The 25,151-nt window shown below is 61.6% G+C and carries 23 protein-coding genes; 10 read left to right on the forward strand and 13 right to left on the reverse strand.

Features of this window, described 5'->3' with window-relative positions; genetic code table 11:
• Positions 1-125: 125 nt before the first annotated feature.
• From CKW29_RS21935 to CKW29_RS21965, 7 genes are all read left to right on the forward strand, one after another.
• On the forward strand, positions 126-1,367 hold the full coding sequence (locus CKW29_RS21935; protein WP_095144511.1) for an SfnB family sulfur acquisition oxidoreductase: 1,242 nt from the start codon (positions 126-128) through the stop codon (positions 1,365-1,367).
• 24 nt (positions 1,368-1,391) lie between these two features.
• A complete protein-coding gene (locus CKW29_RS21940) occupies positions 1,392-2,585 on the forward strand; it encodes an SfnB family sulfur acquisition oxidoreductase (protein WP_095149114.1) in 1,194 nt (397 codons plus the stop codon).
• Positions 2,585-3,952 (forward strand): LLM class flavin-dependent oxidoreductase, encoded by a 1,368-nt coding sequence (locus CKW29_RS21945; RefSeq protein ID WP_095149115.1) that lies wholly within the window; start codon positions 2,585-2,587, stop codon positions 3,950-3,952. The genes CKW29_RS21940 and CKW29_RS21945 overlap by 1 nt, the downstream gene beginning before the upstream one ends.
• Before the next feature lie 53 nt (positions 3,953-4,005).
• The gene (locus tag CKW29_RS21950) at positions 4,006-4,818 is read left to right on the forward strand and encodes a MetQ/NlpA family ABC transporter substrate-binding protein (protein ID WP_371850803.1); all 813 of its coding nucleotides are present in this window, start codon (positions 4,006-4,008) and stop codon (positions 4,816-4,818) included.
• 2 nt (positions 4,819-4,820) lie between these two features.
• Positions 4,821-5,942: a methionine ABC transporter ATP-binding protein gene (locus tag CKW29_RS21955; RefSeq protein ID WP_095144507.1), complete on the forward strand. Its 1,122-nt coding sequence runs from the start codon at positions 4,821-4,823 to the stop codon at positions 5,940-5,942.
• On the forward strand, positions 5,932-6,576 hold the full coding sequence (locus CKW29_RS21960; RefSeq protein ID WP_095144506.1) for a methionine ABC transporter permease: 645 nt from the start codon (positions 5,932-5,934) through the stop codon (positions 6,574-6,576). The genes CKW29_RS21955 and CKW29_RS21960 overlap by 11 nt, the downstream gene beginning before the upstream one ends.
• 93 nt (positions 6,577-6,669) lie before the next feature.
• Positions 6,670-7,296, forward strand: a complete 627-nt coding sequence (locus tag CKW29_RS21965) for a bifunctional 2-polyprenyl-6-hydroxyphenol methylase/3-demethylubiquinol 3-O-methyltransferase UbiG (protein ID WP_095144505.1) — start codon at positions 6,670-6,672, stop codon at positions 7,294-7,296.
• Positions 7,297-7,388: 92 nt separating this feature from the next.
• On the opposite strand, the gene CKW29_RS21970 is transcribed toward CKW29_RS21965, so the two are convergent.
• Genes CKW29_RS21970 through CKW29_RS21980 form a run of 3 tightly spaced genes read right to left on the reverse strand, consistent with a single transcriptional unit; the run spans position 7,389 to position 12,615 of the window.
• Positions 7,389-10,442, reverse strand: coding sequence for an efflux RND transporter permease subunit (locus tag CKW29_RS21970; protein ID WP_095144504.1), 3,054 nt, complete (start codon positions 10,440-10,442; stop codon positions 7,389-7,391).
• On the reverse strand, positions 10,439-11,509 hold the full coding sequence (locus CKW29_RS21975; protein ID WP_095144503.1) for an efflux RND transporter periplasmic adaptor subunit: 1,071 nt from the start codon (positions 11,507-11,509) through the stop codon (positions 10,439-10,441). Before CKW29_RS21975 ends, CKW29_RS21970 begins: the two co-directional genes overlap by 4 nt.
• Positions 11,506-12,615, reverse strand: a complete 1,110-nt coding sequence (locus CKW29_RS21980) for an efflux RND transporter periplasmic adaptor subunit (RefSeq protein ID WP_095144502.1) — start codon at positions 12,613-12,615, stop codon at positions 11,506-11,508. The genes CKW29_RS21975 and CKW29_RS21980 overlap by 4 nt, the downstream gene beginning before the upstream one ends.
• Positions 12,616-12,772: 157 nt before the next feature.
• Between CKW29_RS21980 and CKW29_RS21985 the strand changes: the two genes are divergently transcribed.
• The gene (locus CKW29_RS21985) at positions 12,773-13,942 is read left to right on the forward strand and encodes an AAA family ATPase (RefSeq protein ID WP_095144501.1); all 1,170 of its coding nucleotides are present in this window, start codon (positions 12,773-12,775) and stop codon (positions 13,940-13,942) included.
• Between the two features lie 417 nt (positions 13,943-14,359).
• Here the strand turns inward: CKW29_RS21985 and CKW29_RS21990 are convergent, their stop codons facing one another.
• From CKW29_RS21990 to CKW29_RS22005, 4 genes are all read right to left on the reverse strand, one after another.
• The gene (locus CKW29_RS21990) at positions 14,360-15,142 is read right to left on the reverse strand and encodes a MetQ/NlpA family ABC transporter substrate-binding protein (protein ID WP_095144500.1); all 783 of its coding nucleotides are present in this window, start codon (positions 15,140-15,142) and stop codon (positions 14,360-14,362) included.
• Positions 15,143-15,321: 179 nt separating this feature from the next.
• Positions 15,322-16,257: a sigma 54-interacting transcriptional regulator gene (locus tag CKW29_RS21995; RefSeq protein WP_095144499.1), complete on the reverse strand. Its 936-nt coding sequence runs from the start codon at positions 16,255-16,257 to the stop codon at positions 15,322-15,324.
• 55 nt (positions 16,258-16,312) lie between these two features.
• On the reverse strand, positions 16,313-16,894 hold the full coding sequence (locus CKW29_RS22000) for an alpha/beta hydrolase (protein WP_095144498.1): 582 nt from the start codon (positions 16,892-16,894) through the stop codon (positions 16,313-16,315).
• Between the two features lie 570 nt (positions 16,895-17,464).
• Complete coding sequence (locus tag CKW29_RS22005; RefSeq protein ID WP_095144497.1) at positions 17,465-18,538, reverse strand: fatty acid desaturase; 1,074 nt, start codon at positions 18,536-18,538, stop codon at positions 17,465-17,467.
• Between the two features lie 100 nt (positions 18,539-18,638).
• Between CKW29_RS22005 and CKW29_RS22010 the strand changes: the two genes are divergently transcribed.
• A complete protein-coding gene (locus CKW29_RS22010; protein WP_095082087.1) occupies positions 18,639-19,643 on the forward strand; it encodes an AraC family transcriptional regulator in 1,005 nt (334 codons plus the stop codon).
• A gap of 30 nt (positions 19,644-19,673) precedes the next feature.
• On the opposite strand, the gene CKW29_RS22015 is transcribed toward CKW29_RS22010, so the two are convergent.
• Positions 19,674-20,360 carry a Crp/Fnr family transcriptional regulator gene (locus CKW29_RS22015; RefSeq protein ID WP_095144496.1) on the reverse strand — a complete coding sequence of 229 codons (687 nt, stop codon included), beginning with the start codon at positions 20,358-20,360 and terminating at the stop codon, positions 19,674-19,676.
• Positions 20,361-20,445: 85 nt separating this feature from the next.
• On the opposite strand from CKW29_RS22015, the gene CKW29_RS22020 reads away from it, so the two are divergent.
• Complete coding sequence (locus CKW29_RS22020) at positions 20,446-20,970, forward strand: DUF962 domain-containing protein (protein WP_095144495.1); 525 nt, start codon at positions 20,446-20,448, stop codon at positions 20,968-20,970.
• Positions 20,971-21,018: 48 nt separating this feature from the next.
• Here CKW29_RS22020 and CKW29_RS22025 read toward each other — a convergent pair whose 3' ends face one another.
• The 5 genes from CKW29_RS22025 to oscA form a co-directional block, all read right to left on the reverse strand.
• Positions 21,019-22,008: a sulfate/molybdate ABC transporter ATP-binding protein gene (locus CKW29_RS22025; protein ID WP_095082079.1), complete on the reverse strand. Its 990-nt coding sequence runs from the start codon at positions 22,006-22,008 to the stop codon at positions 21,019-21,021.
• Positions 22,009-22,011: 3 nt separating this feature from the next.
• The gene (gene cysW / locus CKW29_RS22030) at positions 22,012-22,884 is read right to left on the reverse strand and encodes a sulfate ABC transporter permease subunit CysW (protein WP_095144494.1); all 873 of its coding nucleotides are present in this window, start codon (positions 22,882-22,884) and stop codon (positions 22,012-22,014) included.
• Positions 22,885-22,897: 13 nt separating this feature from the next.
• Entirely contained in the window at positions 22,898-23,716 is an 819-nt protein-coding gene (gene cysT, locus CKW29_RS22035; RefSeq protein ID WP_095144493.1) for a sulfate ABC transporter permease subunit CysT, read from the reverse strand.
• Between the two features lie 66 nt (positions 23,717-23,782).
• Positions 23,783-24,796 carry a sulfate ABC transporter substrate-binding protein gene (locus CKW29_RS22040; RefSeq protein ID WP_095144492.1) on the reverse strand — a complete coding sequence of 338 codons (1,014 nt, stop codon included), beginning with the start codon at positions 24,794-24,796 and terminating at the stop codon, positions 23,783-23,785.
• 75 nt (positions 24,797-24,871) lie between these two features.
• The gene (gene oscA, locus CKW29_RS22045; RefSeq protein ID WP_095144491.1) at positions 24,872-25,054 is read right to left on the reverse strand and encodes a sulfur starvation response protein OscA; all 183 of its coding nucleotides are present in this window, start codon (positions 25,052-25,054) and stop codon (positions 24,872-24,874) included.
• Between the last annotated feature and the right edge of the window lie 97 nt (positions 25,055-25,151).

Below are 25,151 nucleotides of genomic sequence, written 5' to 3' on the forward strand. Positions count from 1 at the left end.
CATTCTTGAATTCGATTTCGCCGCACGAGCGGCTTATCCATCAGATGTGAGGTAGGTATGGTCCGGAACACAATCACCCCAGTGCAGATCGCCAGGGCATTGCGTACAGCCAAGGAGTGGCAGTGATGTCCAGTCTGGCCGAAGCAAGCGTTCAGAGCGATCTGGACATCGCCCCGCCGTTGTTGCCTGCGCACGTACTGCGCAACGACGCACAAGCCCTTGAAGCTGCCCGTGAACTGGCGAATGTTGCCCGCCTGCATGCGGCGCAACGCGATCAGCAACGCACATTGCCATGGGCACAGATCGAGCAGTTCACCCGCAGCGGCCTGGGCAGTATTGCCATTGGCAAAGCGTTCGGTGGACCCGAGGTTTCATACGTCACCCTCGCTGAAGTCTTCGCGATCATTTCCGCGGCGGACCCGGCGTTGGGACAAATCCCGCAGAACCAGTTCGGCATTCTGAACCTGCTCCAGCACGTTGCCCGCGAACCGCAGAAACAGCAGTTGTTCCAAAGCGTGCTCGAGGGTGCGCGCATCGGCAACGCAGGTCCCGAACGCGGTAGCAAGAACACCCTGGAACTCAAGGCCCGCATCACCGCCGAGGGTGATGGTTTCGTGCTCAATGGCCAGAAGTTCTACTCCACCGGCGCGCTGTTCGCCCACTGGATTGCGGTCAAGGCACTGAACGACGATGGCAAGCAAGTCATCGCATTCGTGCGTCGTGGCGCCCCTGGGCTGCGCATCGTTGATGACTGGTCGGGGTTTGGCCAGCGCACCACGGCCAGCGGCACTGTGCTGCTGCACAACGTACGTGTCGAAGCCAGCCTGGTGGTGGACAACTGGCGAATCAATGACAGCCCGAACATTCAGGGCGCCGTGTCACAACTGATCCAGGCCGCCATCGATGTCGGCATTGCCCGTGAGGCCATCGATGACGCCATCCGCTTCGTTCGCGAACAATCCCGGCCATGGGTCGATGCCAAGGTCGACCGGGCCAGCGACGACCTCTACGTGATTGCCGACATCGGCAAACTGAAAATCGAACTGCACGCCGCCCAAGCACTGTTGCGCAAGGCCGGTCGGGTGCTCGATCAGGTCAGCGCTGCACCGGTCACCGCCCAGTCTGCTGCCCACGCCTCGATTGCGGTGGCCGAAGCCAAGGCGCTGACCACCGAGATCTCGTTGCTGGCCAGCGAAAAACTCTTCGAACTGGCCGGCAGCCGCGCCACCCTCGCCGAGTTCAACCTCGACCGCCACTGGCGCAACGCCCGCGTGCATACCCTGCACGACCCGGTGCGCTGGAAGTATCACGCGGTGGGCAGCTATCACCTCAACGGCACGTTGCCGGCCCGGCATTCCTGGATCTGACCGACCCGACCTCTGGAGAAACACATGACTCTTTCCCGCTCCGTCGCGGTCATCACCAGCGATGAGCATGCCCTTATTGTCGCCAGCGACCTGGCCGATGACTTCAAACGCGACAGCGCCCTGCGCGACCGTGAACGCCGCTTGCCGCACCCGGAACTGGACGTTTTTTCACGTTCTGGCCTGTGGGGCATCAGTGTGCCCAGGGAGCATGGCGGCGCAGGGGTTTCCAGCGTCACCCTGGCCAAGGTCATTGCCCTGATCGCCCAGGCTGACGGCTCCCTGGGGCAAATCCCGCAGAACCATTTTTATGCCCTCGAAGTGCTGCGTATCAATGGCAGCCAGGCGCAGAAAAGACGTCTGTACGCCGAAGCGCTGGCCGGCCAGCGCTTCGGCAATGCCCTGGCCGAACTGGGAACCCGAACCGCTCACGACCGGACAACCCGCCTGACACCCGACGGCGACGGTTATCGCATTAGCGGGCGCAAGTTTTACGCGACCGGCGCGATCTACGCGCAACGGATCCCCACATCGGTGGTCGATGAAAACGGCGTCCAGCAACTGGCCTTCGTCCCGCGTGACAGCCTCGGGCTGACGGTGATCGACGACTGGAGCGGCTTTGGCCAGCGCACCACCGGCAGCGGCTCGGTGGTGTTCGAAGAGGTCTACGTGTCAGCCGACGACGTGGTGCCGCTCCAGAGTGCCTTCGAACGCCCGACCACCGTTGGCCCACTGGCACAGATACTCCACGCCGCCATCGACACCGGCATCGCTCGCGCCGCCTATGAAGACGCGCTGCATTTCGTGCGGACCAAAACCCGGCCGTGGATCGACGCAGGCAGCGACAAGGCCACCGAAGACCCACTGACGATCAAGCGCTTCGGCCAACTGAGCATCCGCCTGCACGCCACGGAAGCCTTGCTCGAACGCGCCGGCGAATACCTCGATGCGGCGCAGGCCCGGAGCAACGCGCAAACCGTCGCGGCGGCCTCGATTGCCGTAGCCGAAGCCCGCGCCATCAGCACCGAAATTTCGCTGGCGGCCGGCAGCACGCTGTTCGAACTGGCCGGCAGTCAGGCAACACTCGCCGAGCACGGCCTGGACCGGCACTGGCGCAACGCACGTGTGCATACCCTGCACGATCCGGTGCGCTGGAAGTACCACGCGGTGGGCAACTACTACCTCAACGACGAAAACCCGCCGCTGCGGGGGAGCATCTGATGAGCCGCCCTGCAGAAGCGAAGAAAAAGATCCTGCTCAATGCCTTCAACATGAACTGCATCGGGCACATCAACCATGGCTTGTGGACTCATCCACGGGACAACTCGACCCAGTACAAGACCGTCGAGTACTGGACCGAACTGGCACAGTTGCTTGAACGCGGGCTGTTCGACGGTTTGTTCGTCGCCGACATCGTTGGGGTGTATGACGTTTATCAAGACTCGGTCGACGTCCCCCTGAAAGAGTCGATCCAACTGCCGGTCAACGACCCGTTGCTGCTGGTCTCGGCCATGGCGGCGGTGACGAAAAACCTCGGTTTCGGCCTGACCGCCAACCTCACCTACGAGCCGCCGTACCTGTTCGCCCGGCGCCTGTCGACACTCGACCACCTGAGCCGTGGCCGGGTGGGCTGGAACATCGTCACCGGCTACCTGGACAGCGCCGCCAAGGCCATGGGCCTGAATGAACAAGTGGAGCATGACCGGCGCTACGACCAGGCCGACGAATACCTGCAAGTGCTCTACAAGCTCTGGGAAGGCAGCTGGGAGAACGACGCGGTGATCAACGACCGGGCGCAGCGCATCTACGCCCGGCCGGACAAAGTGCACAAGGTCGAGCACCACGGCGAGTTCTATCAGGTCGAGGGCTATCACCTGTGCGAACCCTCACCGCAGCGCACCCCGGTGCTGTTCCAGGCCGGCAGTTCGGAGCGCGGCTTGCAGTTCGCCGGCCAGCACGCCGAATGCGTGTTCATCAGTGGCCAGGACAAGGCCTCGACCCGGGCCCAGGTGGACAAGGTGCGCACCAGCGCCATCGAGGCGGGGCGCAACCCGGGCGACATCAAGGTGTTCATGGGCTTGAACGTGATCGTCGGGGCCACCGAGGCGCTGGCCTGGGCCAAGCATGCCGAGTACCTGAGCTACGCCAGTGCCGAGGCGGGCGTGGCGCATTTTTCCGCCTCCACCGGAATCGATTTTTCCGGGTACGAACTCGATGAGCCGATCCAGTACGTGAAAAGCAACGCCATCCAGTCCGCGACCCGGCACCTGCAAAACAACGATTGGACCCGGCGCAGATTACTTGAGCAACACGCCCTGGGCGGACGCTACATCACGGTGGTGGGCTCGCCCGGTCAAGTGGCCGACGAACTGGAATCGTGGATCGCCGAAACCGGCCTGGACGGCTTCAACCTGACCCGCATCGTCACCCCGGAAAGCTATGTCGACTTCATCGACCTGGTGATTCCCGAACTGCAGCAACGCGGCTCGTACAAGACCGAGTACGAGACGGGCACGCTGCGCGAAAAGCTGTTTCACGCCGACGCGCAATTGCCCGGACAACATACCGGTTCGACTTACCGTAACTGATCGTTCCCGCGCACCCCATTGGAACGAACGACTTTAAACTGACTGGAAGCCCAATGATGAAAAACACTCTGTTTACTCGCCCAGTCAAAGCACTGGCCCTGGCCCTCGGCCTGTTCAGCCCGGCGGTTTTCGCCGCCGACGCGCCCCTGAAAATCGGCACCACCGCCGCCTTCGCCATTCCCCTTGAAGCCGCTGTCGAAGAAGCCGGCAAACAAGGTCTGAAGGTCGAACTGGTGGAGTTCAGCGACTGGATCGCCCCGAACGTCAGCCTGGCCTCAGGGGACATCGACGTGAACTACTTCCAGCACATCCCGTTCCTGGAAAACGCCAAGGCCACCGCCCACCTTGACCTGGTGCCGTTCGCGCCGGGGATCATCAACAACGTCGGCCTGTACTCGAAAAAATACAAAAGCTTCGACGAACTGCCAGTGGGCGCCAGCGTGGCCATCGCCAACGATCCGATCAACAGCGGACGCGGCCTGCAGTTGCTGGCCAAGGCCGGGCTGATCAGCCTCAAGCCGGGGGTCGGCTACAAAGCCACCGAAGACGACATCGTCGCCAACCCGAAGCAGATCAAGATTCTTCAGGTCGAAGCCGTGCAACTGGTGCGCGCCTATGATGACGCCGACCTGGTGCAGGGCTACCCCGCCTACATCCGCTTGGCCAAGACCTTCGACGCCGGTTCTGCCCTGCTGTTCGACGGACTCGACCACAAGGAATACGTGATCCAGTTCGTGATCCAGCCGAAAAGCAAGACCGACCCGCGCCTGATCAAGTTCGTCGATATCTACCAGCATTCACCCGTAGTGCGCGCCGCCCTGGACAAGGCCCACGGCAAGCTCTACCAAGCCGGCTGGGAAAGCTGAGCATGAGCGCCGCCATCCAACGGCGACTGGAGATTCCAGAGCCCCATGACGCCGAACAGACCGAACTGCATCCGCAACTCACCCACGCTCACGTGCGCTTCATCGGCCTGGGTAAGACCTACGAGGGCCAACAGGGGCCGGTGGCGGCACTGCAGGGCATCGACCTGGCGATCCAGCGCGGCGAAGTGTTCGGCATCATCGGCCGCAGCGGCGCCGGCAAATCGTCGCTGATCCGCACCATCAACCGCCTTGAGCAGCCGAGCAGCGGCCGGGTGCTGATCGATCACGTGGACATCGGCGAGTTCGATGAGGACCGCCTGGTGGCATTGCGGCGGCGCATCGGCATGATCTTCCAGCACTTCAACCTGATGTCGGCCAAGACCGTCTGGCAGAACGTCGAGCTGCCGCTGAAGGTCGCCGGAGTGCCGAAAGCCGAACGCGAAACCAAGGTGCGTGAGCTGCTGGAACTGGTGGGCCTGCACACCAAGCACAATGCCTACCCGGCACAGCTCTCGGGAGGGCAAAAGCAGCGCGTCGGCATCGCCCGGGCGCTGGTGCACGATCCGCAGATTCTGCTGTGCGACGAGGCGACCTCAGCACTGGACCCGGAAACCACCCAGTCGATCCTCGGCCTTTTGCGCGAGATCAATCAGCGCCTGGGACTGACCATCATCCTGATCACTCACGAGATGGCGGTGATCCGCGATATCTGTGATCGGGTGGTGGTGCTCGAACACGGGCGAATCGTCGAGCAAGGCCCGGTCTGGGAAGTGTTTGGCAACCCACGACACGAGGTCAGCAAAACCTTGCTGGCGCCGTTGCAACACGGACTGCCAGAAGAGCTGCAAAGCCGCCTGCAGTCCCAGCCACATTCAGCGCAAGCCGCCGTGGTGCTGCGTTTGCAGTTCACTGGCAGCGGCGCGGAAGAACCTGACCTGGCAGCGCTGTTCGGCGCCCTGGGTGGGCAGGTGCGCTTACTGCAAGGGGGTGTCGAACGGATCCAGGGGCATGCCCTCGGGCAATGGCTGCTGGCGGTAACAGGCTCGTCCCTGGGTGCCGAAGAACTGCGTCAACGGGCCACTCAATGGGCACAACAGGTGGAGGTGCTGGGTTATGTGGTTTGATCGATTGTTGCAGGGCGTTATCGACACCTTCCTGATGGTTGGCGTGTCGTCGCTGATCGCACTGTTGGCGGGTATTCCGCTGGCGGTGATCCTGGTCACCAGTTCCAAGGGCGGGATCTACGAAGCGCCGGCATTGAACCGTGCGCTGGGAGCCTTTGTGAACCTGTTCAGGTCGATTCCGTTCCTGATCCTGATGGTCGCGCTGATTCCCTTCACCCGCCTGATCGTCGGCACCACCTATGGCGTCTGGGCCGCCGTGGTGCCGCTGACCATCGCCGCCACGCCATTCTTTGCGCGCATAGCGGAAGTCAGTTTGCGCGAGGTCGACCACGGTTTGATCGAAGCGGCACAGGCCATGGGCTGCCGGCGCTGGCACATCATTTGGCATGTGCTGCTGCCCGAAGCACTGCCGGGGATTGTCGGCGGGTTCACCATCACCCTGGTGACCATGATCAACTCCTCGGCCATGGCCGGTGCCATTGGTGCCGGTGGGTTGGGAGATATCGCGTACCGCTACGGCTATCAGCGTTTCGACAGCCAGATCATGCTCACGGTGATTGCACTACTGGTGATATTGGTGGCGGCGATTCAGGTTGGAGGGGATCGACTGGCACGGGTCGTCAACAAACGTTGAATCGTTTTCCGCCGAAGAGACGCGGAGCCCGGGAACGATCAGACGCAAAAAAAGCTTATAGTCGGCCCATCTCCTTTGCCTGCGCAGCCGATCATGAAGCACACCCCCGACGACCTCCAGCAGATCACGACCACCACCCTGGGCCACTACCAGGAGGTGGCCGAGGACTTTCGCGAAGGCACTCGCGATCACGATGTCAGCCAGAACATCGACGCGCTGCTACGGCATATCCAGGGTACGGCACCGTTCACCTTGCTCGATTTTGGCTGTGGGCCGGGCCGTGACCTGAAAACCTTCACCGCCATGGGTCACGTTGCCATTGGCCTCGACGGCTGTGAACGTTTTGCCCAGATGGCGCGCGATGACAGCGGCTGTGAGGTCTGGCAGCAAGACTTTCTCAACCTCGACCTGCCGGCCGAACACTTCGACGGCATTTTCGCCAATGCCGTGCTGTTTCACATTCCTGTTCAAGAACTGCCCCGAGTGCTCAAGCAGCTGCACGGCACCTTGAAACCGGGTGGGGTTTTGTTCAGTTCGAACCCGCGCGGGGATAACCGTGAAGGCTGGAGCGGGCAGCGTTTCGGGGCCTATCACGACCTGGCGGCGTGGCAGGTACTGCTGACAGCGGCAGGGTTTGTGGAGCTGGAACATTACTACCGGCCAGCGGGGCTGCCGAGGGAGCAGCAGCCCTGGTTGGCGAGTGTCTGGCGCAAGGGATAACAGATTGAAGTCGGTAACGCCCTGCGGTGGTGACGCAGGGACGCGGGGCGTCCCGGGAGGCATTCCCCCACGCAGGCGCGTGGGAACGATCATCAAACGGCTTGTTTCTGCGGTTCCTTGATCTTGTACCAGGCCACATACAGCGCCGGCAGGAACAACAGCGTCAGCAAGGTGGCGACAATAATCCCGCCAATCATCGCGTAGGCCATCGGCCCCCAGAACACCTCACGGGCAATCGGGATCATGCCCATGCTCGCGGCGGCGGCGGTGAGCAGGATCGGCCGGCGACGGTGTTCGGTGGCTTGCACCACGGCATCCCAGGGGGAGCAGCCGCTGCGCTCGAGTTCGTCAATCTGGGTCACCAGGATCACCGAGTTGCGGATGATGATACCGATCAGCGCGAGAATCCCCAGGATCGCCACAAAGCCCATGGGCGTGCCCGTGGGAATCAGCGCCAGGACTACGCCGATCAGACCCAGCGGCGCGACACTGGCGACCAGGAACAGCTTCTGCACGCTGTGCAGCTGGATCATCAGGAAGGTCGCCATCAGGAACAGCATCAGCGGCACCACTTTGGCGATCGGCCCCTGAGCCTTGCCGCTCTCCTCCACCGTGCCCCCCGTGGCGACCTTGTAGCCCACTGGCAACGTGGCGGCGAATTTATCGATGTCCGGCTTCAACAACCGCACCAGGTCAGTGGGCTGGATCTCATCGCGAACCGCCGCCTTGATGGTGATCGTCGGCTTGCGGTCACGACGCCAGACCAGTGGCTGCTCCAGCTCATAGCGCACGGTGGCGAAGGCCAGCAACGGAATCGAGGTGCCACCCGGTGTCACGATCTGCAGATTCTGCAGGGTTTCCGGCGTCCCTCGTTCGCTGTCCACCGCGCGGCCGATCACGTTGATCAGGTAGATGTCATCGTCAACCTGGGTCACCGTCGAGCCGCTGACGATGCCATTCATCAAGCTGGCCACGTCCTCGGATGACAACCCGAGTTGCCGCGCCTTGTCCTGGGCAATATCGATGCGCAAGACCTTGCCCGGTTCGTTCCAGTCAAAAATGATCTCGCCGATGTGCGGGTTCTTGTCCAGTTCGCTGGCCAGATCGATGGCGTGCTTGCGCACCTGATCGATGTCCTTGCCGCTGACCCGGTACTGGATCGGCCGACCGACCGGCGGGCCCATTTCCAGCGCTTGTACATAGCTGCCGATACCGACGAAATCCTTGCGCAGCCGCTCGCGCAACCGCTGGCTGAGCTCCGTGCGCGCCTGGAAGTCCTTGCTGACGATCACCAGCTGCGCATAGAAGGGGTTCTGCAATTGCTGGTCGAGTGGCAGGTAGAAACGAATCGCGCCCTGGCCGATGTACGTGCTCCAGCGCACGATATCCGGGTCGCCCTTGAGGGTCGCTTCCAGGCGGTCAACGGCCTTGCGGGTTTCATCCAGCGAGGCGTTTTGCGGCAGGTTCAGGTCGACGAGAATTTCCGGACGATCGGACGAGGGGAAGAACTGGTTCTGCACAAAGCGCATGGAAAACACCGCCAGCACAAAGCACAGCACGGTGATACCGATGGCCCACCAACGATTGCGCATGCACCAGAGCAAACCACCGTTGAAGGCCCGGCCGATACGCCCTGGCTCGGCAGAGTGCGGTTTGACCTTGGTACTGAGGATGTGCACGCCGATCACCGGGGCAAACAGCACCGCGACAATCCACGACACGATCATGGCCACCGCGATCACGGCAAACAAGGTGAAGGTGTATTCGCCGGCAGAGCTACCGTTCAGCCCGATCGGCACAAAACCGGCGACGGTCACCAGGGTCCCGGTGAGCATCGGGAACGCGGTCGAGGTATAGGCGAAGGTCGCCGCCTGTTCCTTGGTTTCCCCCATTTCCAGGCGCGTGACCATCATCTCGACGGTGATCATCGCGTCATCTACCAGCAGACCCAGGGCGATGATCAACGCACCGAGGGAGATCCGCTGCATGGTGATGCCACTGTATTCCATGAACACAAAGACCATCGCCAGCACCAGCGGAATCGAACACGCCACCACCAGCCCGGCGCGCACGCCAAGGCTGATGAAGCTGACCACCAGCACGATGATGACCGCTTCGAACAGCGCGCTGGTGAAGCCGCCAACGGCCTCCTCCACCACTTCGGCCTGGTCCGACACCTTGTGCACGCCAACCCCCACCGGCAAGTCAGCGGTGAGCTGGTCCATGCGCGCGTGCAGGGCCTTGCCGAACTCCTGAATGTTGCCGCCCGCCTTCATGGCAATCGCCAGGCCAATGGCCGGCTGGCCATTGAAGCGGAACATCGGCGCGGCCGGGTCGACATAGCCACGGGTAATGTCCGCGATGTCGGCCAGGCGGTAGAAACGGTCGTTGAGCCGCAGATTGACCGCCGCCAGGTCTTTCTCCGAAGCAAACTGCCCGGAGGTGCGCACGGAAATCCGCTCGGGACCGGCCTCGATCACCCCGGCCGGGGTCACGGCGTTCTGAGCTTGCAGGCTCTGCACCACCTCGCGCTGGTCAAGCCCCAGGGCCGCCAGCTTGCGCGTGGAGAAGTTCAGGTACAGCACTTCGTCCTGCTGGCCGACCATTTCGATCTTGCCCAGTCCCGGTACGTCGCGGATCTCGGCGCGCGCCTGCTCGACGTAGTCGCGCAACTGGCGCATCGACAGGCCATCGGCGGTAAAGGCGAACACCGAGCCGAACACATCACCGAATTCGTCGTTGAACGACGGCCCCTGTATGCCTTGCGGGAAGGTGCCGCGAATATCGTTGATCTTCTTGCGCACCTGGTACCAGATTTCCGGAATGTCCTTGGCCTTGGTGGTGTCGTGCAAGTAGACATACACCGTGGACTCGCCGGGCCGGGTGTAGCTTTTCACGTAATCGAGCGAGTCGAGCTCTTCGAGCTTTTTCTCGATCCGGTCGGTGACCTGCTTGAGGGTTTCTTCCTGGGTCGCACCGGGCCAGCGGGTCTGGATCACCATGGTCTTGATGGTGAACGAAGGGTCTTCCTCGCGCCCCAGGTTGAGGTACGAAAACACGCCCATGAGCAAGGCAACGAACATCAGGTACCAGACGAAGGACTGATGCTTGAGGGCCCATTCGGATAAGTTGAAACTCCCTTTCATCGCGGGCTGTCCTCGTCGATTTTAACTTTCTGCCCCGGCTTGAGGCTGTTCACACCGGCGCTGACCACGCGCTCGCCACTCTTGAGACCCCGCCCCAGGATCACACTGTCGGGACCACGGCTGACCACGCTGACCTCGCGCGGAGAAACGGTTTGGGTATGGGGATCGACCACCCAGATACGGGTTTTGCCGTCGACTTCCTGCAAGGTGGTCAGCGGCAGTTCAATGCGCGGTTCGATAGCGGTACGCAGACTCACGCTGATGGCCGTGCCAAGGCGGAACCCAATGGGCGTTTCCGTCAGGGTCAGGCGGGCTCGCCGGGTACGGGTCGCGCTTTGTGCCTGCGGTTCGATCTCGCGGATGATGGCCGTTGTGCGCATGCTCGGATCCAGTTGCGCCGAGACTTCGAACACCACGTCGGTCGGCAACTGTTCGGCGAGGGTCGCCGGCAGGTCAATGACCGCCTCCTTGATATCCGGCCGCGCCAGGGTCACCACTTGCTGTCCGGCGCTCACCACTTGCCCGGCCTCGGCGTTCCAGGCCGTGACGACAGCGGCATGATCCGTGCGCAGTTCGGTATAGGCGAGCTGGTCCCGGGCCTGGTTGACTGCCGCCCGAGCCTGATCCAGTGACGCCTGGGTGGTTTTCAGGTCGGTCTGGGCGATGTCCAGTTGCGCCTGGGCACCGACCCCTTGGTCAAACAACTCCTGCTGACGCCGGGCATTGGCCTGGGCGTTGATCAATTGCGCCTCGATCTTAGCCAGGTCGCCCTGAGTGGAGCGCAGCTGGTTTTGCTGCTCCGTCGGGTCGAGGGTCGCCAGCAACGCGCCCTTCTCGACTTCGCTGCCGACATCCACTGCTCGACTGGCGATGCGCCCCGGCACACGGAAACCGAGGTTGCTTTCGTAGCGAGCCTGGATGGTCCCGGCAAATCGTCCGAGATCCTCCTGATCCAGCGCCTGTACCTTGATGGACAACACCGGACGCACCGGTTCAGGCGGCGCCTCTTTCTCCGAGCAGGCCGACACCAGCAGGCCCGCCGACAACAACAGTACCCAGCGCTTCATGGTTGGGCTCCCGGCGATTGCATCGAGGGTTGGGCAGGCGGGGTGACGATCTCCACCAACACATTGGGGTGCAACAACTGACCGCCGGCGGTGACGACTTTCTCACCGCCGTTCAGGCCCTCGCTGATGATGACTTTGCCGGTCAGGTAACGGCCCACTTTTACCGTTTTGAGCTGTGCCTTGCCTTGCGCATCCACCAGCCACACAGCCGGCTCGCTGAGGTTCTTGGTCAGTGCCGCCCAAGGCAACTCGACCACGGACGTGCCTGGGACCTTGCCCGTGGCACTGACTACAGAGCCCAGCCGCATGCCTTCAGGCAGTTCTGCAAGGGTAACCTTGATCTGTACCGTGCCGCTTTGCGCCGACACGGCCGGGGTAATTTCACGCACGATACCGGTGGTCTTGATGCTCGGGTCATCGAGCAGACTGACCACCACGGTCTTGTCTTCGGGCTCCTCAAGCAGCAGTGACTCATAGACGTTGAACACCGCATCACGCTCGCCGTCCCGGGCCAGGCTGAAAATCGGCACCGTGGCCTGCACCACCTGGCCGACTTCAGCCTGACGCGCAGTGATCACGCCAGGTGCATCGCTAACCAGTGCGGTGTAGCTCAGTTGCTCGCGGGCATTGGCCAACTGCGCCTGCGCGGCCGCCAGGGCGCTTTGGCTGCTGCGCAATGCCGCCTGGGCAGAGTCGTATTCGCTTTGGCTGGTATAGGCTTTTGGCAGGAGTTTTTGCTGGCGGACGAACGCGGCAGCCGCCTGCTTGACCCGCGCCTGTTCGGCGACCACTTGGGCCAGCGCGCTGTCGAGGCTGGTCTGCAGGTCTTTCGGGTCGAGCCGGGCCAGCACTTGCCTGGCGGACACGCGATCACCGACATCCACCATGCGCTGGATGATCTTGCCGTCCACGCGAAACGACAACTCGGTCTGGACCCGCGCCTGAACATCCCCGGTGAGGGTCACCGAGGCTGCGAATTCAGTGGGTTTTACCTCTTGCACGAACACCCTTGGGCGTTCCTTTTCAACGGGCTGCTTGTCGCCGCACGCGGTCAACAGGGCAAAGAGGCTCAGGCCAACGATACACTTCAATCCAGGACCAGCCATGCAAGCTCCTTTGCGTAATACGGGCGGACAGGTAACGATCAGACAGTGAGCACCGACCATGGGTTTCCTGGTGCATGCCCAGCGACTCACGCACCGAGCGCTCACAGAGCTGCCGACAATAAGGCAAACTGGTCTTCAACGCAGCAGGAATTCCCCAATGCTCAACACCCTGGCGGTGGCCAATTACCGCTCGATCAATAAACTGGTAATCCCGCTGGGCCGGCTGAATCTGATTACCGGACCCAATGGCAGCGGCAAATCCAATCTCTATCGCGCACTGCGACTGTTGGCCGAAACCGCCCAGGGCGGTGTGGTCAACGCGCTGGCTCGCGAGGGCGGGCTGGACTCGACCTTCTGGGCCGGGCCGGAAAACATCAGCCGACGCATGCGCAACCATGATGTGCCGATCGAGGCCTCGTTGCGCCAGGGGCCCAAGCGGTTGCGCCTGGGCTTTGCCGGCGACGACTTCAGCTACGCCATCGCACTGGGCCTGCCCATGCCGTTGCCAGAGCGTGTGTCGTACTTCTCGCTGGACCCGGAAATCAAACGCGAATGCATCTGGGCAGGCGCCGTGTATCGTCCGGCGAGCCTGCTGGTAAACCGCGCCGGCCCTATGATTCGGGTCCGTGAGGGGCGCGACTGGGACGTCCTGGCCCAGCACACGCCGACCTTCGACAGCCTGTTTGATCAGGTCGGCAACCTGCGCTCATCACCGGAAGTCTTGCTGCTGCGCGAACACATCCGGGGCTGGCGCTTCTACGATCACTTTCGCAGCGACGCCGATGCCCCGGCGCGCCAGGTACAGCTGGGTACACGCACGCCGGTATTGCATCACGATGGCCGTGATCTGGCGGCTGCGCTACAGACCATCCGGGAAATCGGTGATCCCGAGGCGCTGCAAAACGCGGTCAGCGATGCCTTTCCCGGTGCCCGGCTACACATCGAGCCCGTGCAAGGCGGCCGCTTTGCCATTGAGTTTTATCAGGAAGGCTTGCTACGCCCGCTGTCCGCCGCCGAACTGTCGGACGGCACCTTGCGCTACCTGCTGCTGATCGCCGCGCTGCTGACACCACGGCCTCCGACGCTGATGGTCCTCAACGAACCGGAAACCAGCCTGCACCCGGACCTGCTGCCAGCCTTGGCCCGCCTGATCATCCGCGCTTCGCAAGAGTGCCAGGTGTGGGTGGTATCCCACGCCAGCCGCCTGATCGCCGCGCTGCAGCAAGACCCCGAGTGCAATTGCATCGTGCTGGAGAAACAGTTTGGCCAGACGCAAATCGTTGGGCAGGGGATGCTGGATGAACCGGCGTGGAACTGGCCGGACTGAGACAGCGGGCTGATGCCTGGCCGCGCGGTCAGGCGGCCGTTTGAGTCACTTGAAAAGTTGTCCCGCGGATTGGCGAAGTCTGCAAGTGACAGCTATTTTCCTTTGCGCTGCAGGAGAGGGCTTTCTTTCACATCATCCCTCCAAGGACGAACAGCGCACGACCAGACTCCCCGACCCAACATCCAACAAGGACGATAAACATGGCAGACCTGAACACCTCCCCGCGACTGGACCCGCAGGATATCGTGAAGTGGTTGGTGGCGTTGCGCCAGGCGTTGAAGGCCCCGACGGCCTGACCGAGATCCAGGGCTTGATCATGTGGCGAGTGGGCCTGCCACCGATCTGACGGTCATAAAAAAAACGCCGACGCGGGTGAAAGCCGTCGGCGTTGAAACCTTGAAAGGGTTTACGGCGTTATCAAAACGCTGGCAGTACCGCACCACTGTACTTCTGGGCAATGAACGCTTTGACTTCAGGACTGGTCAGGGCCTTGGCCAGTTTCTGGATCGCGACGCTGTCCTTGTTGTCTGGACGCGCGACCAGGAAGTTCACGTACGGCGAATCGGCACCTTCAATCACCAGCGCATCCTTGGCCGGGTTCAGGCCGGCTTCCAGCGCGTAGTTGGTGTTGATCATGTCCAGGTCGACCTGATCCAGCACGCGCGGCAGCATGGCCGACTCCAGTTCCTTGAACTTGAAGTTGTGCGGGTTCTTGGCAATGTCCTTTGGCGTGGCCAGGGCGTTTTTCGGGTCTTTCAACTCGATCAGGCCGGCTTTCTGCAGCAGGATCAGCGCACGACCGCTGTTGCTGCCTTCGTTCGGGATGGCGATGGTGGCACCGTCTTTGAGCTCAGCCAGGGACTTGACCTTTTTCGAGTAGCCGCCGAACGGTTCGACATGCACACCGATCACCGTCTCCAGGTGAGTGCCTTTGCCTTCGTTGAAGCTCTTGAGGTACGGCAGGGTCTGGAAGTAGTTGGCGTCCAGACGCTTCTGATCGACTTGCACGTTCGGTTGAACGTAATCGGTGAAGATTTTGATCTCCAGATCCACGCCTTGTTTGGCGAGGGTTGGCTTGATCAGTTCGAGAATCTCGGCGTGCGGCACCGGCGTTGCAGCAACCACCAGCTTCTCGCCTGCCTGGGCGATGCCTGCGGTCAGGGCAGCCGCCAATGCGGTGAACAACAGAACCTTTTTCATGCAGTGTCCTTATTTGTCGTTGTCGACAACGGCTAAAAAATGAGGTGCCAGTGAAGGGCTATCAGTGGCGTGAAGCGGACAATACCGAGGTTTTTTATTCCTGAATAATATCTTTTATTCACTTTCATATTCTATTTTGTTCTTTTGACAACGACCCCCACTCTGTCACCCGCCAATGCCTACAGGGCCTGCGCCAGGCTTGCGAGCAGGCGCCCGAGCGCTGCGCGTTCAGCGACCGAGCCGGTGGTGATGAGCTGCGTGGCCTGCTGCTCGATCAACGACAAGGGCGACACCACCTGCGGCAAGTTCAAATGCGCAGGTTGTATCTCCTCGCCGCTACTCACCAGCAACGCAAAGTGAATGACATTTTCCAGCTCACGGGTGTTGCCCGGCCAACGGTGTTGCTCCAGCAGCCGTTGCGCTGCCTCGCTGATAAACGGCACTGGCAGGTCAAGACGCTGGCTGTAGATCCCCAGGAAGTACTCGGCCAACGATTGAATGTCGCCGATCCGCTCGCGCAGCGCCGGCAATTCGAGCTGGCCTTCGCTGAGGTAATGGAACAGTCGCTCATGGAACTTGCCGGCGGCCACCGCCTGTGCCAAGTCAATGCTGGTGGCCGCCACCAGACGCACATCCACGGGACTCGGCTGCTGCGCACCGACACGGGTGACTTCATGGTTCTCCAGGGCTGCCAGTAATCTGGCCTGAATCGGCAACGGCAAATCGCCAATCTCGTCCAGGTACAGGGTCCCGCCATTGGCCGAGCCAAACCAGCCGGCGCGACTGCTGGCCGAGCCGCTGAAACTGCCACCGGCATAACCGAACAACTCAGCATCGGCGTAAGTCGGGCTGATGGCACCACAGTTGACCGACACAAACAAACCGCCGCGGTCACTGGCGCGATGAATGTGCCGCGCCAGCAATTCTTTGCCGGTACCGGTCTCGCCACGGATCAATACGCAAATCGAGCGCGGCGCCAGTTCCTCAAGGTCCTGGCGTAGCTGGCGCGAGCGTGGATCGACGAACACCAGCGCCTTGGCGCGGATGCTCAACGGGCTTTTTTCGGCATCGGGAAAGGTCAGCAAGGACTGACCGAAAGACTCATGCACACTCATGACGGACTCCCGCCCAAACCGTCGGCGGACGGGGACGTTGCAATAAAAAGGAGGTTCAGGCGCGACGCAGGGCGCGATGTTCCATGCGGGTTTGCAGGCGATACAGGTAGGCAAAACCCTGCTCCCAGCGATGGTGACCGGACTTCACATTGATGTGCCCGGCACCGGCCAGGATGCCGGCCTCGGCGCCCCAATGGCGTGCCAGCTCAAGGGCGCGCGGCGCGCTGACCGCTGCGTCGTTATCAGAGCTGACGACCTGGCTCGGGAACGGCAGCACGTGCATCGGAATCGGTGCAAAGTTACGCAACGCCGGCACGCAAGCCGGGCGTTCGACGTCGGCAGGCGCCACCAGCAGGGCCCCGCGAACTTGACGCAACGCCTGCGACGGCGCGGTGGCTGCCCAATGCGCGACGGTGATGCAACCCAGGCTATGGGCGATCAGGATCACCGGCGTGCTGTCGGCATCGATCGCTTCGGCCAACGCAGCCACCCAGTCTTCACGCCGCGGCGTCAGCCAATCGGCCTGCTCGACCCGTGCGCTGTTCGGCAGGCTGTTCTGCCAGTGGGTTTGCCAATGATCGTCCGGCGATCCCTGCCAGCCCGGCACAATCAGGTAGCGAATGGGTTCGTTGCGCATGGGGGGCTCTCCTGTGCGTGTCTATTCCTGAGCGAGTATAGGGACGAGACTTATATTCGTTAAGGAATAAGAATTTATTAATTAAGACCTAAATAGAATATGAAGGACATTTCCACACGCCGTGGTTTTTCCCAAATAAAAAAAGGGCCGCACCCTGCCAAGGAGACGGCCCCGGAAATCGATGGATTCAAGCGCAGGCAGCGGTAGCGTCACGCGTTGCTCTCTTGCGTAGAGGAATACCGCATCAAGGTTTCGATCTGATGAATCAGCCCTTCAACGTATGACACCACTGCATCGCCGGACGAATCATTACTTCAAACACTTATTCTTTAAAGTAATATTTAATACTTAAAATAGACCGATAAGTAATATGCAATTCAAGCGTTCGTCGAAGGCCACGTCGCTCCCGACGCGGCCATACAGTTCGTCACACTGAGTCATGCCAAGGACTGCAAAGCACCAACCTGCCTGCTGATCACCGGTAACTGAGCTGGCTTTTTCCGGTAATCAGCACGGGCTAAACGTCAGGCCGGCCGTCACAGCTTGTGCCCGCACACAACGTGGGAACAACTAGGTTTGAGCCGCTACCGCGGTATCAGCTGCCTGTCGCTCCTTGCGCACGAACCGGTTCGCCCGGCCAAACGTGCCGAAGTCGTTAAACCGCACGCCCATCTCACGCATCACCTTGTGCGCCACCGGCACCGTCAGCTGGCGGATGTAGAACGGTTCCTTCACCACGAAATGGTGGATACCGTGGCTGCTGCCGAAGTTGAAGCAGAACGCCTGTAACGGCCACATCCACCAGGGGTTGAGCACCTGGGTCTGCTGGATCACGTTGCCCGCTTCGAGGTCGCCGTAGTAGTGCATGTTCGAGCTGACAAAGTGCAGGCAAAAGGTGCGCAATACGTTCGGGCCGATGATCACCACGGCGGCGACATCGATCACCTGCATCGCTGACAAGGTCGCCGCCGACCACTCCACCGAGGTGCCCATCAGCCAGGCGACGCCGTTGATTCCGTGAAAGCCGAGGAACACATACCACGCGCCCCAATGCATCAGTGCCAGCGGCGCATAGACCTTCAGGCTGCGTTGCAGGATGCTCAACTTGTGGGCCCAGGTCCTGGCCCGCAGCACACGGATAAACGCCGACATCACGTTGTCACCGACCATCAGCAAGCGAGCAACACCCCAGGGCTCGCCATTGGTGATGGCGCGCTCTTCCATGTCGGCTTCAGTGCCGGACACCTTGTGGTGATTGAGGTGCAGGTGGCGGCGGATCCACGGATTGATAGTGCTCGGACGCGCCAGCCACACCAGGCCCATCATCAGGTTGTGCGGCACGCGTTGTTTACGGAAGTACATGCTGTGGATCAGGTCGTGCTCCAGTTCATGGGTCAGCGACGCAAAAAAAGCATTCAGCAGCAGGCATGCCCACCAGGCCATGTGCCCCGTCATGTACAACGTCGCCGAACCGATCATCCCGGCCAGGGCGAAGGCCAGAATGCCCGCGCCAAGGGCATCCTGATGATTGAGCAGCGGGTAGCGCTGGCGTAGTTCGACGCCTCGTGCGAGCACCACTTGGCGGATATGCGCCGATCGTTGCTGTGCATTCTGGCCCTGGGGACTTGCAGAAGTACCGTACATGCTTCCATCCTTTGGTTATTGATGCTCGCATCCTGCCCTGTGCACTTGCGCCGGGCGTTAGCTGTGAACGCCAACCTGTTGACCGGAAGCGCCAATCATCATGATTGAACCCACCTCCCTCGCCAGCTGGACCCGCGCCCTGCGCAAGCAACTCGACGCCCTGGGCCTCGACAGCGCGGCACTGTGCCAGCAGGCCGGGCTCGATCCGCAACTGATGGACGACCCCAATGCCCGCTATCCACTGTCGGCAACCACTCGTTTGTGGGAGGTGGCGGTGCATGCCAGTGGCGACCCGGCCATCGGTCTACGGGTGTCGCGGTTTGTCAGCCCCACGACCTTCCACGCATTGGGTTATGCGCTGGTCGCCAGTGGCAGCCTGCGGGAAGTGTTCGAACGCATCGTGCGCTATCACCAGGTGGTCAGCGACGCCCTGGACCTGCACCTGAGTCGCGCCGAGGACCGGTACCGCTTCACCCTCCAGGTGCCCGAAGGCAGTCCGGCCCCCGCCCCGGAAGCCATCGACGCCTTTGCCGCGATCTACGTGCGCACCTGCCGCAACCGCCTGGGCCGCGAGTACGCGCCGCTGGCGGTGTACCTGCGTCGCCCGGAGCCTATGGATCCTCACCCATGGCACAAGGTGTTCCGCTCACCGGTGTACTTCGCCGCCGACGAAGATCGACTGGAATTTGCCCTCGAAGACTTCGACAGCCACCTGGACGACGCCAACCCGGAACTGGCCGAGCACAACGAAACCGTGCTCAAGCGCACCCTGGCGCAACTCAAGCCCCTGACCTGGGAGCGCAAGGTTCGCGATGCCATTGAAGAACAATTGCCCGAGGGCGAACCCAGCGCCGAACGCATCGCCCAGGCGCTGCACCTGAGCTTGCGCAGCCTGCAACGGCACTTGGCGGATGAGGGCTGTCGCTTCGACACCCTGCTCAACGAAAGCCGCGAAAACCTGGCCCTGCTGCACCTGCGCGATCCGCAATGTTCACTGAGCGAAATCAGCTACCTGCTGGGGTTTGCCGACACCAGCAGCTTCAGCCGCGCCTTCAAGCGCTGGACCGGCATGACACCGGGACAGTTTCGCGACGGGTTGCGCTGAAGGCCCTCGGTTCCCCGCGTGGGCAAGGCCTCAAAGCGTGGCCAATGCCCGCAAGCGCTGGGCATCGAGAATCTCGATCTCACCATAACCGAGGCTGAGGATGCCCTGGTTTTCCAGATCCTTGAGGATCTGGTTGGTGGTCTGGCGGGACAGCGACAGCAACAGCGCCAACTGCTCCTGAGGTAACTGCAGGACACGACGGGCGTGCTCGAACTCGCCGTAACCGTCGGCGATCATCAGCAAGCGGTGCGCCACCCGCGCCGATGCCGGCAGTAGGGTCAACTGCTCGAGGTTGATGAAGGTCAGGCGCAGTTTGTGGCTCATCAACAACGCCAGCTGCCGCCAGTGCTGCGGTTGCTGGTCGAGAAAAGCCAGCAGGCTGGCCTGCGGAATCTGCAGCAAGGTGCACTCGCCGACGGCATAGGCATCATGGGTGCGTGGCTGACCATCGAACAGGCAGATCTCGCCAAACCAGTGCGGCGCTTCGATCAGGCTCAACAACGCCTCCTTGCCTTGCTCATTGACCGCACCGACGCGCACCGCGCCTTCCAGCACCGCGTACAGGCCACACGGAGCATCGCCGCGCCCGAACAGCCGCTGGCCCGACGCCAACCGCCGCGGGCGGGCCAGGGACAGCAGGCTATCCTGTAGAGAGGACGACAAATGACTGAACCACTGCCCCTGCATCAGGCATGACCGCCAGGCCTGTATTGGCATGAAGACTCCAAAATGATTGTCGCGTGGCTGACAGTGCCACGACCGATCGCAGGGCATGATCAGCATCCCTACAGGAGGAATAACAATGAAAAGCCTCGTTGACCACCTCAGTCAATACGCCGCGTACCACCGTGACCCGCGTAACATCGCCAGCCACTTTATCGGCATCCCGCTGATCGTGGTTGCCGTCGCCGTGTTGCTGTCACGTCCGGGATGGCCTGTGGCCGGGCTCTGGCTGTCACCGGCGGTGCTGCTGGCATTGGCCTCGGCGTGGTTCTACTTGCGCCTGGAGGTGCGCCTGGGCGTGGTGATGACGGTGCTGCTGGGCCTTTCCGTCTGGCTCGGCCAGATCCTCGCGGCACACAGTACGCTGCTCTGGCTGGGCAGCGGGATCGCGATGTTTGTGCTCGGCTGGGCGATCCAGTTTGTCGGCCACTATTACGAAGGGCGCAAGCCGGCGTTTGTCGATGATGTGACCGGGTTGATTGTCGGACCGCTGTTCGTGGTCGCGGAACTGGCGTTCATGCTCGGCATGCGCCATGAGCTCAAGGAGCAGATCGAGGCGCGGGCGGGGGTGGTGCGGATCAATCCAAAACGCGCTGCGGTGTAGGACACCCTCGTGAGCAAGCGGGGGGCGCCCCGCTTGCGTGCAACGCTTTCAGATATTGGCGATTTTCTGCCAGACCTTGGGTTTGAAGAACAGCGTTTCGCCCTTGGCCAGGCCCGTCAGGCTATCGTGGTCTTTCACCACTTCGGCCTCGATCAGTTCACTCTGCCCTTCCACTTTCAAGGTCACCCGCGTCGTTGCTCCCAGAGGGCGGATGTCGCGGACTTCGGCGGCGTGGTGATCGGCAAGCTCATGGCGCGACAGCGACACTTCATGCGGCCGGAACAACACATGATTGTCTTCGCCCAGGTGCAGGCGGTTGGAGTCACCAAGGAAGTGGTACACAAAATCGCTGGCCGGGTTTTCGTAGACGTCACCGGGTGAGCCGATCTGCTCGATCACACCCTTGTTCATCACCACGATGCGGTCGGCCACTTCCATCGCCTCTTCCTGGTCGTGAGTCACGAACACCGAGGTCAGGTTGATGTCTTCGTGCAGACGCGCCAGCCAGCGGCGCAGCTCTTTACGGACCTTGGCATCGAGGGCGCCGAACGGCTCGTCGAGCAGCAACACCTTCGGCTCCACCGCCAGGGCACGGGCCAGCGCGATACGCTGACGCTGGCCGCCGGAGAGCTGTTCCGGGTAGCGATCCGACAACCAATCGAGCTGCACCATGTTCAGCAGTTCGTGGACCTTGGCGGCAATCTGGCTTTCGCTCGGGCGCTGGTTTTTCGGTTTCATGCGCAGGCCGAACGCCACGTTGTCGAACACTGTCATATGGCGGAACAGGGCGTAGTGCTGGAACACGAAACCGACGTTGCGATCACGCACATCGTGGCCGGAGACGTCTTCACCGTGGAACACGATGTTGCCCTGGTCCGGGGTCTCCAGGCCGGCGATGATTCGCAGCAGAGTCGTCTTGCCGCAGCCGGACGGCCCCAACAGCGCCACCAGTTCACCGCTCTGGATGTCCAGGCTGATGTTGTCCAGCGCCTTGAACGCATTGAAGTTCTTGCTGACGTTACGCACTTCGATCGACATGAATTATTCCTCCGCGGCGCTGGCGCGCAGGCGGTTAATACGGGATTCGCTCCACTGCTTGAGCAGCAGGATCAAGAGCGCCAGGATCAGCAACAGGCTCGCCACGGCAAACGCGGCCACATGGTTGTATTCGTTGTAGAGAATCTCAACGTGCAAAGGCAAGGTGTTGGTCACCCCGCGAATATGCCCGGAAACCACCGACACCGCACCGAACTCACCCATGGCCCGGGCCGTACACAGCACCACGCCATAGATCAGGCCCCACTTGATGTTGGGCACGGTGACGTGCCAGAACATCTGCCAGCCATTGGCCCCGAGCAAGCGCGCGGCCTCTTCTTCCTGGGTGCCCTGCTCCTGCATCAGCGGGATCAGTTCACGGGCCACGAACGGCACGGTGACGAAAATCGTCGCCAGCACGATGCCCGGCAAGGCAAACACGATCTGGATGTCGTGGTCCTGCAACCATGGACCGAACAGCCCCTGCGCACCGAACATCAGCACATAGACCAGGCCCGCGATCACCGGCGACACCGAAAACGGCAAGTCGATCAGGGTCACCAGCATGCTCTTGCCACGGAACGAGTACTTGCTCACGCACCAGGCCGCGCTGACGCCGAACACCAGGTTCAGCGGCACCGAAATCAGCACGGCAATGACCGTCAGCTTCAAGGCCGACAGGGCATCGGGCTCGAAGATCGCGGTGAAGAACGCCCCCAGGCCCAGCTTCAGGCCCTGGGACACCACGATGAACAGCGGCAACAACAGAAACAGGGCAAAGATCAGCCAGCCGAGGACGATCAGGATCCGCCGTGATGTGGCACTGCCACGGCGGGCGGCGTTGGCCGAAGAGGCCGCGGCAATAGACGATTGGGACATTGTTCGCGCCTCCTTATGGGGTTTCGATACGCCGCTGCAACAAGTTGATCAGCAGCAACAGGACGAAGGAAACCACCAGCATCAGCACGCCGATGGAGGTGGCGCCGGTGTAGTCGTACTGGTCGAGCTTGACCATGATCAGCAGCGGCAGGATCTCGGTTTTCATCGGCATGTTGCCGGCGATGAAAATCACCGAGCCGTACTCGCCGACACCCCGGGCAAAGGCCAGGGCGAAACCGGTCAGCCAGGCGGGCAACAGGGCCGGCAGCAGGATGTAGCGGAACACCTGCAACGGCTTGGCACCCAGGCAGGCGGCGGCCTCTTCGATCTCTCGTGGAATATCGGCCAACACCGGCTGCACCGTGCGCACCACGAACGGCAACGTCACGAAAGTCAGCGCCAGGGTGATGCCCAGCGGGGTGTAGGCGATCTTGAAGCCCAGGTCGGCGGCGAACTGCCCCACCAGCCCGTTCGGCGCGTACAGCGCGGTCAGCGCAATACCGGCCACCGCCGTTGGCAGCGCGAACGGCAGGTCGATCATCGCATCGATGACCTTGCGTCCCGGGAAGGTGTAGCGCACCAGGACCCAGGCCAGCAACGTACCGATGATGCCGTTGATGATCGCCGCGCACAGCGCGGTGCCGAAGCTGAGCTTCAACGCCGCCAGCACCCGTGGTGCGGTGATGATTGCCCAGAACTGATCCCAGGTGAGTTGAGCGGCATGCACGAACATCGCCGCCAGCGGAATGAGCACAATCAGACTGAGGTACACCAAGGTGTAACCCAGCGTCAGCCCGAAGCCGGGTATGACGGGGGAGATACGACGCGACATAAAAGTCCTTGGTTGAACGCACAAAACCCGAAGGCGACTCCGGGCTTGATGCTGGCTGGATTCAGGTTACTGCGCCTGGTAGATCTGGTCGAACACGCCACCGTCATTGAAAAACTTCGGTTGGGCAGTTTTCCAGCCGCCGAAGTCCTTGTCGATAGTCACCAGTTCCAGGGTCGGGAACTGTTGGGCGTACTTGGCGGCCACGGTCTTGTCACGCGGACGGTAGAAATTCCTGGCGGCGATTTCCTGGCCGGCCGGGCTGTACAAGTGCTTGAGGTAGGCTTCGGCGACCTGCTCGTTGCCTTTTTTCTCGGCATTCTTGTCGACCACGGCCACGGGTGGCTCGGCGAGAATCGACAGCGAAGGCACGATGATCTCGAACTTGTCGGCGCCACCGTCTTCCTTCAGCGCCAGGAACGCTTCGTTTTCCCAGGCCAGCAACACATCGCCCTGCCCGTTGTTGACGAAGGTGATGGTCGAACCGCGAGCACCGGTGTCCAATACCGGGACGTGCTTGAACAGGGTCTGCACATAGTCCTTGGCCTTGGCTTCATCGCCGCCGCTAGCTTTCAGGCCATAGGCCCAGGCGGCGAGGAAGTTCCAGCGCGCGCCACCGGAGGTCTTCGGATTCGGGGTGATCACTTCGACGCCGTTTTTGGTCAGGTCGCCCCAATCCTTGATGCCCTTGGGGTTGCCCTTGCGCACCAGGAACACGATGGTCGAGGTGTAGGGCGTGCTCGCCTCAGGCAGTCGCTTCTGCCAATCGGCCGGCAGGGTCTTGCCCAGTTTGGCGATTTCGTCGATGTCACCGGCCAGCGCCAGCGTCACCACGTCGGCCCGCAGGCCATCGATCACCGCACGGCCTTGCTTGCCCGAGCCGCCGTGGGACTGCTGGATCTTCACGTTGTCGCCAGCGTGTTCCTTTTTCCAGAAGTCGATGAATTCGGCGTTGTACTCCTGGTACAGCTCCCGCGTCGGGTCGTACGACACATTGAGCAATTCGTAATCCTTGGCAACCGCGGAACCGACAAACAGGGCACTGGCCAAAGCGGCCAACGCGAAACGGCGAATCGACGACATAGTGAAGCTCCTGAAATTTTTAGTGTTGGCTGTTCTTATGTATTTCTGGAATCGGGTTGCCTGTCGGGGCGGGCATCAGCCCGGTTTGTTACCGGGGCTCTGCAAGCGGAATTTCTCTTTGCGTTCAATCTGAACCACCTGGGCGTTGTGCACCGTGATCTCTACCGCACCAAAGCGCAGATCGCGCAATGCGCTCTGGATCTCGCGCAAGATGGTTGCTTCGTCCTGGCCGTCAACGCTACGTAGAGATGCGCTCATGGTGCTGCTCCTGAAATGAGATGTGCCCGGCAGTGGCGGCACTGCTTGTGGCGTGGGAGCAATATTAGAGAGGCGCAGATATACTTAAAAATACTAT

This window comes from Pseudomonas sp. Irchel s3a18 (assembly GCF_900187535.1).
Taxonomy (GTDB): domain Bacteria; phylum Pseudomonadota; class Gammaproteobacteria; order Pseudomonadales; family Pseudomonadaceae; genus Aquipseudomonas.

What these genes read in the sequence shown, in the direction of transcription:
- cysT (WP_095144493.1), bottom strand. Translation starts at nt 23,716, where the DNA reads ATGTCGCGTCGTATCTCCCCCGTCATACCCGGCTTCGGGCTGACGCTG.
- CKW29_RS21935 (WP_095144511.1), top strand. Translation starts at nt 126, where the DNA reads ATGTCCAGTCTGGCCGAAGCAAGCGTTCAGAGCGATCTGGACATCGCC.
- CKW29_RS21980 (WP_095144502.1), bottom strand. Translation starts at nt 12,615, where the DNA reads ATGGCTGGTCCTGGATTGAAGTGTATCGTTGGCCTGAGCCTCTTTGCC.
- CKW29_RS21965 (WP_095144505.1), top strand. Translation starts at nt 6,670, where the DNA reads ATGAAGCACACCCCCGACGACCTCCAGCAGATCACGACCACCACCCTG.
- CKW29_RS21955 (WP_095144507.1), top strand. Translation starts at nt 4,821, where the DNA reads ATGAGCGCCGCCATCCAACGGCGACTGGAGATTCCAGAGCCCCATGAC.
- CKW29_RS21945 (WP_095149115.1), top strand. Translation starts at nt 2,585, where the DNA reads ATGAGCCGCCCTGCAGAAGCGAAGAAAAAGATCCTGCTCAATGCCTTC.
- CKW29_RS21970 (WP_095144504.1), bottom strand. Translation starts at nt 10,442, where the DNA reads ATGAAAGGGAGTTTCAACTTATCCGAATGGGCCCTCAAGCATCAGTCC.
- CKW29_RS21940 (WP_095149114.1), top strand. Translation starts at nt 1,392, where the DNA reads ATGACTCTTTCCCGCTCCGTCGCGGTCATCACCAGCGATGAGCATGCC.
- CKW29_RS21995 (WP_095144499.1), bottom strand. Translation starts at nt 16,257, where the DNA reads ATGAGTGTGCATGAGTCTTTCGGTCAGTCCTTGCTGACCTTTCCCGAT.
- CKW29_RS21985 (WP_095144501.1), top strand. Translation starts at nt 12,773, where the DNA reads ATGCTCAACACCCTGGCGGTGGCCAATTACCGCTCGATCAATAAACTG.
- CKW29_RS22020 (WP_095144495.1), top strand. Translation starts at nt 20,446, where the DNA reads ATGAAAAGCCTCGTTGACCACCTCAGTCAATACGCCGCGTACCACCGT.
- CKW29_RS22015 (WP_095144496.1), bottom strand. Translation starts at nt 20,360, where the DNA reads ATGCCAATACAGGCCTGGCGGTCATGCCTGATGCAGGGGCAGTGGTTC.
- CKW29_RS22025 (WP_095082079.1), bottom strand. Translation starts at nt 22,008, where the DNA reads ATGTCGATCGAAGTGCGTAACGTCAGCAAGAACTTCAATGCGTTCAAG.
- CKW29_RS22040 (WP_095144492.1), bottom strand. Translation starts at nt 24,796, where the DNA reads ATGTCGTCGATTCGCCGTTTCGCGTTGGCCGCTTTGGCCAGTGCCCTG.
- cysW (WP_095144494.1), bottom strand. Translation starts at nt 22,884, where the DNA reads ATGTCCCAATCGTCTATTGCCGCGGCCTCTTCGGCCAACGCCGCCCGC.
- CKW29_RS21990 (WP_095144500.1), bottom strand. Translation starts at nt 15,142, where the DNA reads ATGAAAAAGGTTCTGTTGTTCACCGCATTGGCGGCTGCCCTGACCGCA.
- CKW29_RS22000 (WP_095144498.1), bottom strand. Translation starts at nt 16,894, where the DNA reads ATGCGCAACGAACCCATTCGCTACCTGATTGTGCCGGGCTGGCAGGGA.
- CKW29_RS21960 (WP_095144506.1), top strand. Translation starts at nt 5,932, where the DNA reads ATGTGGTTTGATCGATTGTTGCAGGGCGTTATCGACACCTTCCTGATG.
- CKW29_RS22005 (WP_095144497.1), bottom strand. Translation starts at nt 18,538, where the DNA reads ATGTACGGTACTTCTGCAAGTCCCCAGGGCCAGAATGCACAGCAACGA.
- CKW29_RS21975 (WP_095144503.1), bottom strand. Translation starts at nt 11,509, where the DNA reads ATGAAGCGCTGGGTACTGTTGTTGTCGGCGGGCCTGCTGGTGTCGGCC.
- CKW29_RS22010 (WP_095082087.1), top strand. Translation starts at nt 18,639, where the DNA reads ATGATTGAACCCACCTCCCTCGCCAGCTGGACCCGCGCCCTGCGCAAG.
- oscA (WP_095144491.1), bottom strand. Translation starts at nt 25,054, where the DNA reads ATGAGCGCATCTCTACGTAGCGTTGACGGCCAGGACGAAGCAACCATC.
- CKW29_RS21950 (WP_371850803.1), top strand. Translation starts at nt 4,006, where the DNA reads ATGATGAAAAACACTCTGTTTACTCGCCCAGTCAAAGCACTGGCCCTG.